The 11,186-nt window shown below is 68.4% G+C and carries 10 protein-coding genes; 5 read left to right on the top strand and 5 right to left on the bottom strand.

Annotated features, from left to right (window positions below; translation table 11 throughout):
• The first annotated feature begins 222 nt into the window (after window positions 1-222).
• Together ACWEWT_RS25645 and ACWEWT_RS25640 are read left to right on the top strand one after the other, a co-directional pair.
• A complete protein-coding gene (locus ACWEWT_RS25645; protein ID WP_452562622.1) occupies window positions 223-1,230 on the top strand; it encodes an Abi-alpha family protein in 1,008 nt (335 codons plus the stop codon).
• A gap of 349 nt (window positions 1,231-1,579) precedes the next feature.
• A complete protein-coding gene (locus tag ACWEWT_RS25640) occupies window positions 1,580-2,200 on the top strand; it encodes a nuclear transport factor 2 family protein (RefSeq protein ID WP_452562714.1) in 621 nt (206 codons plus the stop codon).
• A 6-nt stretch (window positions 2,201-2,206) separates the two neighbouring features.
• On the opposite strand, the gene ACWEWT_RS25635 is transcribed toward ACWEWT_RS25640, so the two are convergent.
• Entirely contained in the window at window positions 2,207-3,850 is a 1,644-nt protein-coding gene (locus tag ACWEWT_RS25635; RefSeq protein WP_452562621.1) for a peptide chain release factor 3, read from the bottom strand.
• Between the two features lie 848 nt (window positions 3,851-4,698).
• Here ACWEWT_RS25635 and ACWEWT_RS25630 point away from each other — a divergent pair.
• The 3 genes from ACWEWT_RS25630 to ACWEWT_RS25620 are packed head-to-tail and all read left to right on the top strand — an operon-like array spanning window position 4,699 to window position 6,602.
• Window positions 4,699-5,295 carry a 50S ribosomal protein L25/general stress protein Ctc gene (locus ACWEWT_RS25630; protein WP_452562619.1) on the top strand — a complete coding sequence of 199 codons (597 nt, stop codon included), beginning with the start codon at window positions 4,699-4,701 and terminating at the stop codon, window positions 5,293-5,295.
• A 20-nt stretch (window positions 5,296-5,315) separates the two neighbouring features.
• Complete coding sequence (gene pth, locus ACWEWT_RS25625) at window positions 5,316-5,891, top strand: aminoacyl-tRNA hydrolase (protein ID WP_452562617.1); 576 nt, start codon at window positions 5,316-5,318, stop codon at window positions 5,889-5,891.
• An 18-nt stretch (window positions 5,892-5,909) separates the two neighbouring features.
• Complete coding sequence (locus ACWEWT_RS25620; RefSeq protein ID WP_452562615.1) at window positions 5,910-6,602, top strand: TetR/AcrR family transcriptional regulator; 693 nt, start codon at window positions 5,910-5,912, stop codon at window positions 6,600-6,602.
• Between the two features lie 23 nt (window positions 6,603-6,625).
• Here ACWEWT_RS25620 and egtD read toward each other — a convergent pair whose 3' ends face one another.
• From egtD to egtA, 4 genes are all read right to left on the bottom strand, one after another.
• Complete coding sequence (gene egtD / locus ACWEWT_RS25615; RefSeq protein WP_452562614.1) at window positions 6,626-7,597, bottom strand: L-histidine N(alpha)-methyltransferase; 972 nt, start codon at window positions 7,595-7,597, stop codon at window positions 6,626-6,628.
• Complete coding sequence (gene egtC, locus ACWEWT_RS25610) at window positions 7,594-8,430, bottom strand: ergothioneine biosynthesis protein EgtC (RefSeq protein ID WP_452562612.1); 837 nt, start codon at window positions 8,428-8,430, stop codon at window positions 7,594-7,596. Before egtC ends, egtD begins: the two co-directional genes overlap by 4 nt.
• On the bottom strand, window positions 8,430-9,740 hold the full coding sequence (gene egtB / locus ACWEWT_RS25605) for an ergothioneine biosynthesis protein EgtB (RefSeq protein WP_452562712.1): 1,311 nt from the start codon (window positions 9,738-9,740) through the stop codon (window positions 8,430-8,432). The genes egtC and egtB overlap by 1 nt, the downstream gene beginning before the upstream one ends.
• Window positions 9,741-9,830: 90 nt before the next feature.
• On the bottom strand, window positions 9,831-11,156 hold the full coding sequence (egtA, locus tag ACWEWT_RS25600) for an ergothioneine biosynthesis glutamate--cysteine ligase EgtA (protein ID WP_452562611.1): 1,326 nt from the start codon (window positions 11,154-11,156) through the stop codon (window positions 9,831-9,833).
• Between the last annotated feature and the right edge of the window lie 30 nt (window positions 11,157-11,186).

The following is an 11,186-nucleotide window of genomic DNA, read 5'->3' as shown; positions in this document are numbered from 1 at the left end:
CGCCCGGCGACCGCGCCGCGGCGGCCGCCGGGCGAGGAGCGCGTTCATCAGGCGTACCTCCGCATTCGCTCCGGCCGTGCGCGGGCGGTCGGTGGGCTTCGCCCAGCTGCGCCCACTAGTGTCTCAGACGAGAGCCGGATTCATGGTCCGGCGGCGGATGATCGCGGCGAATGGGCAATAATCGGTGAGCGGATTCGTTCATCTGGCGATATCGGAGTAGACGTGGCAGACGACAGGACCGGACAGGAGATCCCCCGGACCGGTTCCCGAGCCGTGCAGCGCAGCGCGTCACCGGGTGCGGTGCGGGCGTCGAACCCGGGAACCGCGCGGGGTTCTTCGCCCAACGGGGTCCGTGCTTCCACCTCGGGTATCGAACGTCGTCCGCCGTCGAGTGTGGAACGCAGCTCCGATGTCGAGCAGCGGCAGATCAGCAACGAGGCCCGGCTGATCCGCGGGGTCTTCCGGGCGGCGGGCCTGGCGGCCGGCAGTGTGGTGCGCGGGGGCCAGTGGGCGGTGGAAACCTCCTACGAGGTGACCCGGGAGATCACCCAGGCGGCGCTGGACGGGGAATCGTCGGCCGAGATCGCCGAACGGACCGGTAACGCGCTGCGTTCCATCGCGCGCAGTGCGCTCGGCGTGACCGAGGGATCGGTGCGCGAGATCGTCAGCTATGTGCCGACCGGGCAGACCTCCGCCCAGCAGACCGTCGCCGTCGGTTCCTACCTGCGCTCGGCCAGTGTCGCCGAACTGCGCAAACGCGGGGACGCGTTGCTGGCCCGTTCGGCCGATGTCTACTTCACCGAAGAGGTGCATCCGGCCTACGACCGGATCCTGGACGAACTCGCCCCCGACGAGGCCCGCATTCTGCGCTATATGGCGCTCAACGGTCCGCAGCCGACAGTCGATGTGCGCACCAACCGCCCCCTGGGTATCGGATCGGAACTCATCGCCGGGGGCCTGACCTCGGTCCCCGAGCAGGCCGGGGTGCGCTATATGGACCGCGCGCGCTCGTACCTCATCAACCTGAACCGGCTGGGGCTGACCGATAATTCCGACGACCCGGTCGTGCTGAGCCGCTATATGGTGCTGGAGGTCCAGCCGATCGTGGAGGAGGCGCTGAAAAAAGCGGGCCGGGCGCCGAAAATTGTCCGCAAAAGTTTGCGCCTGACCGAGTTCGGAGAGGATTTCTGCCGGACCTGCTTCACGATCGGCAACGGCGAACGGCCCTGATATCGCCCAGCGGAAACGGTGCCGAAGGTATCTACCCGGCCCTATTCCGTACCGACCGGCCGGGTCGCCCGAGCCCGTGATACCGCCGACGCAGGATAGCAATCCGATACAGATCTGAATTACCTCCCTATTTGTCCATTTCAGGTGGGATGGTGGAGATATGGACCAGGGCGAGGAGCGCAACGATCCCGGGCCGCGCCCGGGTGGATTTCCGCGGCGGCCGGGCCAGAGCAGCGAAACGATGGCCTTCTCCGGTGCCGCGCTGGCGGCCGCATTGGGAGCCGGACTCGACGTCTCGCTGCCACCGCGGCTCGAGCCCGAGCCGGAGGTGCCGTTGACGATGGGGCCGATGCGTCCCGGCGAACGATCCGGGGTGACCACCGTGGCGACCGACGACGTGCTCGCGATACATCGCCTCAAATTCCGGTATCTGCGTGCGCTGGATACCAAACACTGGGACGAACTCGCGGAGACGCTGATTCCGGAGGCCACGGCCACCTACAGCGAATACCTGCAGTTCGAATCCCGGGAAGCATTTCTCACATTTCTGCGCAATACTCTCGGGCCGCATGTCATCACCGAACATCGATGCGATCATCCCGAGATCGATGTGGACGGTGATCGGGCCACCGGAATCTGGTACCTGTCCGATACCGCGCTGATCCCCGAGAACAATATGCTGCTGCGCGGCTCGGCCTTCTACAACGACGAATACGTACGCTGCGACGACGGCAATTGGCGGATCGCGCGCACCGGCTACGAACGCACCTACGAAGTGGTGCTCTCGCTCAGCGATCTGCCCAGCCTGCGGCTCACCGCCAACCGGTGGGGGCTGATCCAGCAGCCCTCGGGAATCGAAGAGGTCGAACGGACCCCGCGTGACTATCCCGCGCCCGGCGCCCGGCCCGAAACCGGTGGATACGATACCGAGCGCGAGTATCCGGGCCCCGAGGAGCGGGCGGCCGGTTGAGCCCGCTCAGTCGGCGGCGGCGACCAGCGGTTCCAGCGTGAGGTCGGGCATCTCCTTCTGGATGTACTGCAACCGCCATTTATCGCTGAACACGGCCAGGACGGCGCCGTCGCTCCGGGTGAACACCTCCACCCCGCGCTGGCGATCCAGTTCGGGTGCCGATTCGGCGTCGGTACGCCGGGCGATCGTATAGGCGAGATGGTCGAGCTGGGTCTCGACACCGAACTCACCCTGCATACGGGCGGTCACCACTTCGAACTGCATGGGACCGACAGCGGCGAGTACCGGTGCGGCGTCACCGCGCGAATCGTTGCGCAGTACCTGCACCACACCTTCGGAATCGAGCTGATCGATCGCCTTGCGGAACTGTTTGTACTTACCCGCGCTCTGCGCCCGCAATGCGGCGAAATGCTCCGGCGCGAACGAGGGGATCGGCGGGAACTCGACCTTCTTGTCCACGAAAAGGGTGTGGCCGGGGGCCAGTGCGGTCGCGTTGACGAGCCCCACCACATCGCCGGGGTAGGCGGTGTCCACGGTCGCGCGCTCGCGGCCGAATACGGTCAGCGCGTATTTGGTGGCGAACGGGCGGCCGGTCTGCGCGTGGGTGACCACCATGCCGCGTTCGAATTCACCGGAGACGATCCGCATGAACGCCAGCCGGTCACGATGGGCGGTATCCATACCGGCCTGCACCTTGAACACCACCGCGCTGAACGGGGCATCGGGTTCGCGCGCGGTGCCGTCGACCGCGGCCCGGGAGCGGGGTGCGGGGGCCAGCGCCACCAGGCTCTCCAGTAGTTGCCGGACCCCGAAGTTCAGCATCGCCGAGGCGTAGATCACCGGCGAGGTCTGCCCGGCGAGAAAGAGTTCCTGATCATGGTCCTGACCGGTGGCCGAGAGCAGTTCGCTCTCCTCCGCGGCCGTGCTCCACGGCTCGCCCTCGCGTGCTTCGGCGGCCTCGGGGGTCAGCGACTCCTCGGGCGCGATGGTCGCGCCACCGGCGGTGCGGGTGAAGTGGATGTATTCGGCGGCCGTGCCGTCGCGCCCACGGCGCAGCAGGCCCCGGAAGTCTCCGGCGATCCCGACCGGCAGGAACAGCGGGGTCGGGGTGAGCCCGATCCGCTCTTCGATCTCGTCGAGCAGTTCCAGCGGAGCGCGTCCCGGCCGATCCCATTTGTTGATGACCGTGATCACCGGGATACCCCGGTGACGGCACACCTGGAACAGTTTCAGTGTCTGCGGTTCCAGGCCCTTGGCCGCGTCGATCAGCATCACCGCGGCATCCACCGCGGTGAGGACGCGATAGGTGTCCTCGGAGAAATCGGAGTGCCCGGGGGTGTCGACCAGATTGATCACATTGTCGACCTCGGAGCCGGCCGCCCGGTAGTTGAACTGCAGCGCGGTGGAACTCACCGAGATACCGCGCGCCTTCTCCATCTCCATCCAGTCCGACACCGTCGACTTACGTCCCGCTTTGCCGTGGATGGCGCCCGCCTCGGAGATCTTGCGGGCGTGCAGCGCGAGAGCTTCGGTGAGCGTCGATTTACCCGCGTCGGGATGCGAGATCACGGCGAAGGTGCGGCGCCGCGACACCTCGGCGGCCAATCCGCGCGCGGCGGGCGCGACGAAGCCCTCGGTGGAGGCGGTCAACGGAATCAACCTTTCGGCGGAAGTGCGGGACAACCGTCCAGGTTACGTGACGACCGCGTAGCGCCGATCCCGCACCTACCCGGTCGATCGGGCACTCACCACACCTTCGCCCGATTCCCCGGCCGCCTCGACTTCGGGTGGTCCCGCCCCTTCTCCTGCCGGCCGACAGGGAGAAAGATCACTGCTGTCGATCGCGGCGTGTGGGAGCAGCCGACCGCCCGCCGGCCCGCGCGCCCTCGACTTCGACCCCGGCCCGATACCTCGGCCACCGGGAGCACCGGCACTATCGCACGCACCGTGACCGTATCCGGCTGCCCGTCGTACCCACAGAGTCGTCGACCTGTATCGACGACGGACCATTTCCGGCCGACCCGTACCGCATCGAGAACCCCGGCACAACGACGGTGACCCCAGCAACCGGTGACCCCAGCAACCGGTGACCCCAGCAACCGGTGACCCCAGCAATCGGGACCCCGGCAGACGTCGACTCAGCAGGCGGCGACCCCCAGTATCCGGGCCCACCAGGTCATCGAGGCATTCCGCCGTATCACCTCCCATCTACCCCGGATGGTCCACATCCGCAACCGGGGTTGATAGGGCCCCGCCCAGCGGCGCCGAAGGCGCCGCAAATAGACACAGCCACCCGATTCAGGAGTTATGCGGCGACTGAGTTACAGTATTCGGGTTGTCTCGGCGAGGGTTCGCATTTCTGCGGCACCGTGATCGACGCGGCGCGGCTTCCGGCCGCCTCCGATCGGTCTTCGCCTGACGAGCAGACCAACCGACCAGGGGCGCGATTACCCTGGCACCGCCCACCAGCCCGGTAGAGCCGTAGGAGTTATCCAGTCATGTCCGACGTCAACCTTCTCGAAGCGCAGATCCGCACCGAGTTCGGCAAGGGCGCAGCGCGCCGTACCCGCCGGGCGGGCAACGTGCCGGCCGTGCTGTACGGGCACCAGTCGGACCCCCAGCATCTGTCGCTGGACGCCCTGTCGTTCGCTGCCATCCTGCGTCAGCACGGCACCAACGCGGTGCTGAACCTGAGCATCGAGGGCAAGAAGCAGCTCGCCCTGACCAAGTCGGTCGTCGTCCACCCGATCCACCGCTACATCGAGCACGCCGACCTGCTGATCGTGCAGCGGGGCGAGGCGGTCACCGCCGATGTTCCGGTGACTCTCACCGGTGAGGCCGGCCCCGGGACCCTGGTCACCCAGGAGGCCACCACCATCTCCGTTTCGGCCGAGGCTCTCAATATTCCGGAGTCCATCGAGGTCTCCATCGCCGGTGCCGAGGTCGGTACCCAGATCACCGCGGGCGCGATCACGCTGCCCAAGGGCGTCAGCCTGGCCGGTGACCCCGAGACGCTCATCGTGAACATCGTCGAGCCGCGCACCGCCGAGCCGGAGGCCGAGGCCGAGGCCGCCGAGGGCGAGAGCGCCGAATAGGGATCCGGCCACCTTTTTCGATGGCCGATACCGCGCCGGCGCTCATCGTCGGCCTGGGTAATCCGGGTCCTGCCTATGAGCGGACCCGGCACAATGTGGGCTTTCTGGTCGCCGACTCGCTCGCGGAGCGGGTCGGCGGCCGGTTCACCGCCCATAAGAAATCGGGCGCCGATCTGTTGCAGGCCCGGTTGGACGGACGTCAGGTGCTGATCGCGAAACCGCGGTCGTTCATGAACCTGTCCGGCCGGCCGGTTGCCGCACTGGCCCGGTTCTTCTCGGTCCCGCCGGCCGAGGTCGTGGTCGTACACGACGAATTGGATCTCCCGTTCGGTGAGATCAGGCTCAAACGCGGTGGTGGCGAGGGCGGGCACAACGGCCTGCGGTCGGTGTCCGGAGCGCTCACCACCAAGGACTATGTGCGCACCCGTATCGGGATCGGGCGCCCGCCCGGCCGACAGGATCCGGCCGATTTCGTGCTCAAACCGTTCTCGTCGGCCGAGCGCAAGGAAGTACCCACGGTGGTCGAGCAGGCGGCCGACGCCGTGGAGCTGCTGTTACGGGTGGGGTTGGAGATGGCGCAGAACCGGCTGCACTGATCTGCGCCGGGCCGGGTCGTGACCGGGAAACCCACCGCATCGCGCCGGGATACGCCGACCCGGCCCGCCCTCGATCGCGCTCACATCGCGGCGGTCGCGTTATCGGTGATCGACGCGACCGGGGTGGACGGTTTCTCGATGCGGAAGCTCGCCGCGGCGCTGGGTGTGGACCCCATGGCCGCCTATCGGCATTTCTCGGATCAGCAGGAGTTGCTCGACGCGGTCGCCGCCGCGATGTTCGCCGAGCTGGACCTGGATGATCTGCCCTGGCATGCCGACTGGCGTGCTTTGATGGGCTCGTACGCGCGGCGCCTGCGCTCGATGCTCGATCGGCATCCCCGAGCCGTGCAGGTCCTCGCCGGCCGGCCGGTCCGCAACGACGCGGCCATCGATATCGGGAACCGGATGATCGCCGCCCTGCGGACGTCGGGCTTCCCGCCGGGGACCGCGCTACAGCTGACCCGGTGCCTGCAGGAGTACGTCCTCGGCCATATGCTGGCCAGAGCCGGTAGCAGCGGCGAGCGCAGTCGTAAGCCCGCTCCGGATGCTCCCGGATACAACCTGCTCGCCGCCGCCGACGACGCGACAGCGGGCGGCGATCACCTCGAGGTCGCGGTGACGGCCCTGCTCGAAGGCTTCGCCCGCCACTGCGCGACCCCGGCGACCGATCCCCGGTCCGGCTCGACTGCGCCGCTTCCCGGTTCTTCGTAACGCCACGCTCCGCTCGGTCGCGCTCAGATCCGGGCCGCCAGGACGAGGGCGAACCGGTCCTCGGGATCGGTCCACGCATGTTCCAGCACGAATCCCGCGCTGCGGAGTTCGCCGTCCAGTCCCGGGAGCCGGAACTTCGCCGAGATCTCGGTGCGTATCTGCTCGCCCCGGGCGAAGCGTGCGGTGAATCCGAGATCGGCGACCGTGACGTTCATATCGCGGGTCGCTTCCAGGCGCATCTCGATCCATTCGTTGTCCGGATCCCAGTGCGCGATATGACGGAAGGACTCCGGATCGAAATCGGCCCGCAGCCGGGAATTGATGACCCGCAGTACATTGCGGTTGAATTCCGCGGTGACCCCGGCGGGATCGTCGTAGGCGGGGATCAGGATTTCGGGGTCCACGACGAGTCCGGCACCCAGCAGCAGTTGTTCACCCGGCTCCAGCACATCGTGGATACCGGTGAGGAATTCGGCGCGTTCGCCGGGGACCATATTGCCGATCGTGCCGCCCAGGAACGCAATCATCCGGCGTCCACCGCGGGGCAGGGTGCCGAGAGTGTCGGTGAAATCGCTGACCACACCGTGCACCGCCAGACCGGGGAACTCCGCGGCCACCCCGGCCGCTGATTCGCGCAGCGCTGTTGCCGAAACATCCTGTGGTACATAGATTTTGAGCGGACCCTCCGCGGTGAGGGCATTCAGCAGGATCCGGGTCTTCGCCGCCGAACCGGAGCCCAGCTCGACCAGGACCTCGGCCTTCGCGGTGCGGGCTATCGCCCCGGCGACCGATTCCAGCAGGGCCCGTTCGGTACGGGTCGGATAGTACTCGGGCAGTGCGGTGATCTTTTCGAACAATTCACTGCCGCGGGCATCGTAGAACCATTTCGGGGGCAGCCATTTCGGGCTCGCGGTGAGCCCCCGGCGCGCGTCGGTGCGCAACGCCTCGGTGAGATCGGCGTCGGTGAGATGGATTTCCACGATCGGCTGGGTCATAGCGGCAGGCTTTCGGTCTCGGTGGATCGGCCGAGCTCGAGGGATTCGACACTCAGCCCGCCGGGTTCGGCGTGGACGAGACTCCGATCCGGTAGTTGCCGCCACCGGATGTCGTCGTCGTAGGGTTCGGAGGCCAGTACGGCGAAATCGTCGCCGATCAGGGCGTACAGCGAGTGATAGCAGGTGGTGGCCCACAGCTCCGCACCGTCGCCGAGCAGCAGGTTCACCCGGGCATCGGGTGCGTGGTGCAGTACCCCGGTGACGAGCAGACGCAACGCGGTGCCCGGGGTTTCGGCCAGTCCCGCCGGCGGTTCGGGGTCGAGCAACCGGCTCAGCAGTACCCACAGGGCGGCCGAATCGGTGAGTGCCTCGGCCTCGAGCAGATGGCTGGTCTCGTAGCGGCGGGTCATACCGGCGCGGGTCGCGGCGACATCCAGATCGGACAGGACAGCGGTCAGCACGGAACGCCACTGCGGTACGACACCGTTGTGGCTGAACGCCCACCGGTCCCACAGGAACGGCGCGCACGCCGAACGCTCCACCGGCATCCCGACCGTGGCCGAGCGGACCGACCCCAGTACCGCGTGCGAGGTCAGCTGTGGCAGTACCTCGTCCACCGCCGGATCGGTCCAGATCGGTTCGGCATTGCGGTAGCGGGTGACCGGTGTCGCGCCCGGACCCCACCACGCGACCCCGAACCCGTCGGCATTGATCGTCCCGCCGCCGCGCATCTCGCGGGGTGCCCACGCCTGGGTGCGCAGGGAATGCTGACCGCGGGTCAGTACCTCACCCACCGGGACGGGGGGACCCACATAGCCGATATGCCGGCACATCAGGACTCTTCCGGGCCCACGGTGCGGGCCAGCCGGAATCCGGCGAAGATCTGCCGGCGGATCGGATGATCCCAGTTGCGGAAGGTGCCCCGGCAGGCGACCGGGTCGGTACCGAAGGAACCGCCGCGCAGCACCCGGTAATCGCCGCCGAAGAACACCTCCGAGTACTCGCGGTACGGGAAGGCACGGAATCCCGGGTAGGGGTGGAATCCGGAAGAGGTCCATTCCCAGACATCGCCGATGAGCTGGTGCACACCGGCCGGTGAGGCGCCCGCGGGGTAGGCACCGATATCCGCGGGTTCGAGGTGGTGCTGGCCGAGATTGGCCAGGCCGGGACCGGGATCGCTGTCACCCCACGGATAGGCGCGGGCGCGGCCGGTCACCGGGTCGTAGCGGGCCGCTTTCTCCCATTCGGCCTCGGTGGGCAGCCGCTTACCGGCCCAGTTCGCGTAGGCCTCGGCCTCGAACCAGCAGACGTGCACCACCGGTTGTTCGGGCCGCAGCGGCCGCAGCGCCCCGAACACCCGCCGCCACCACTGTCCGTCCGCATCGCGTTCCCAGAACTGCGGTGCCGTGAGCCCGGCCTCCCGCCGATGCGACCAGCCGCGCTCGGACCACAGCTCCCGCCGCTCGTAGCCGCCGTCGGCGACGAAAGCCAGGTACTGCGCATTGCTCACGGGAGCGGCATCGATCGCGAACGCCGGGACGCGCACCGGATGGGCCGGCCGTTCGTTGTCCAGCGCCCAGGGATCGGTGGAGGTACCCATTACGAACTCCCCCGCGGGGATCACGACCTCCCCGCGCACCACCGCTGTCGCGGCCGGCGGCGTGGGCGCGGTCAGTACCGGTGCCCCCGCGCGCAACTGGTGGGTGGCGAGCATGGTCTCGTCGTGCTGCTGTTCGTGCTGGGCGATCATGCCGAAGGCGAAACCGCCCGCGACGAGCTCGTTGCCCCGCAGCGGGCTGCGGTCCAGGACGTCCCACACCTTGTCGCGGACCGTGCCGACATAGTCGCGGGCTTCGCCGGGACCGAGCAGCGGCAGCTGCGGCCGATTCGAGCGCGCGTGTTTGAACGCGTCGTAGAGTTCGTCGATATCGGGCCGGACCGGAGTCCGGCCGCCGACATCACGGACGAGCCACAACTCCTCCTGACTGCCGATATGGGCCAGATCCCATACCAGCGGGCTCATCAGCGGCGAATGTTGCGCGCGCAGTTCGGCCTCGTCCACGCAGTCGGTGAGGGTGGCGGTGCGGCGCCTGGCCCGGATGAGGGCGGCCGCGATGTGCTCGCGGAGTCGTTCGGTTTCGATGAGGTCGGCGTTCGGCTGGGTGACGGTCACGATGCTCTCCGCTCGTCGACGGGTGATCGGTGGATGGTGGCGCGGGCCGGGCCGGCGTGATCAGACACAGTGCGCCTCCTCCTGCGGCGCCCGGCCGGCCGCGCAACGCCGGACCGCGGCGCGTATCTGCGCCGTGGTCCCCGCACTGTGAGCGGCGGCCGCCTCCAATACCGCGACGGCGGCGGCCCGCAGCTCCGGATCGGCGAGACCGTGGCGGGCGGCGTCGTACCAGCGCCCACCCGTCGCGCTCGCCGCGGCCGTCGCGTCGGCGACCGCGGCCGGGGTGGACAGCAGCGCGTCCAGGACGGTGATCGGGACCGTCCAGCCGGCGCCGGGTTGGGCGTCGAGATAGCGGACCTCGAAGTATCCGGCCGGTCGGACCGGCGGGAACAGCGTGGTCAGGTGGTAGTCGAGATCACCGATATCGGGGCGGCGGCCGATCGCCTCGTCCAGATCGCCGGACAGCCAGTCGCCGAATGTGGCCGCGGGGGGAGCCGCCCAGGCGACCCGTTCGGCCGGTTCGGGTCGCCGGACGCAGAGCAGGGGCGCGTCCAGCGCCCACGAGGCGTACTCGCGCACCGGATCGGTCCAGTCAGCGACGGGCGGGCAGGCCCGCTCCGGGTCCAGGTGCAGCCAGGTGCGCATCCGCTGGGAGGCCCATTCGCCGGTGGGCGCGCCACGCAGTACCGGTGAACACGCGAAGGCGGCGATCAGGGCGGGACCGACGGTGTGCAGGGCGTGCCAGCGGGCGTTCAGTTCGGCGCGATCGGCGCCGATATCGAGACTGACCTGAGCTGCCGCGGTATTGCTCATCATGAGCCGGCCGTAGGGACCGATCCGGGTGAAGTAGTGCTCCATCGCCTGGTAGCGCGGAAGGCCGAGCTGACATCGGGGCGTGCGGGCCGGATCGGCCGCGGCGGCGATCATCCGGATGGATCGGGTGCTCAGGAGTTCGCGTAGCCGTTGTTCGTCGGCGCGTAGCCGGGCACACAGGTCGGCGGCGTCGGTGACGGCGATGCTGGAGAGTTCGATCTGCCCGCCTGGTTCGACGGTGACGCGGCTGCCGCCGGGCAGCGCGTGGGCGGGAGAATCGGGCGCGATGGCGCGGGGTGCGTAGGGGCCCAGTGCCTGGGCCAGCAGTTCGGTCGTCGGCCGGGGCCCGGCGAACAGATGAGGTGGGCCCGCGGCCGGTCTTCGTGCGCTCCTTCGTGTCGTACGACCGGTACGGCAGACGGTGAACCATTCGAGTTCGGCGCCGATGAGGCGGGGCGGACCCACCTTGAAACAGACACCTCCGATATACGCTTCGGCCGCCGCTCGACTGGACAGGGCCGGATGCGGTGGTAGGTCGCTGGTCGATTCCGGATGTTCGAGCGTGACCGCCATACCAACCTCCGTGCGGCTTCTCGCTGGTTC

The sequence above is a fragment of the Nocardia sp. NPDC003963 genome, assembly GCF_053605105.1.
The sequence above is the reverse complement of the archived record's forward strand: the minus strand, read 5'-3'. Positions and strand labels throughout refer to the sequence as shown.

Excerpts from the sequence above, each read along its gene's own strand:
- ACWEWT_RS25640 (WP_452562714.1), top strand. The coding sequence starts at position 1,580 with ATGCGTCCCGGCGAACGATCCGGGGTGACCACCGTGGCGACCGACGAC.
- egtD (WP_452562614.1), bottom strand. The coding sequence starts at position 7,597 with ATGACCCAGCCGATCGTGGAAATCCATCTCACCGACGCCGATCTCACC.
- pth (WP_452562617.1), top strand. The coding sequence starts at position 5,316 with ATGGCCGATACCGCGCCGGCGCTCATCGTCGGCCTGGGTAATCCGGGT.
- ACWEWT_RS25630 (WP_452562619.1), top strand. The coding sequence starts at position 4,699 with ATGTCCGACGTCAACCTTCTCGAAGCGCAGATCCGCACCGAGTTCGGC.
- egtC (WP_452562612.1), bottom strand. The coding sequence starts at position 8,430 with ATGTGCCGGCATATCGGCTATGTGGGTCCCCCCGTCCCGGTGGGTGAG.
- egtA (WP_452562611.1), bottom strand. The coding sequence starts at position 11,156 with ATGGCGGTCACGCTCGAACATCCGGAATCGACCAGCGACCTACCACCG.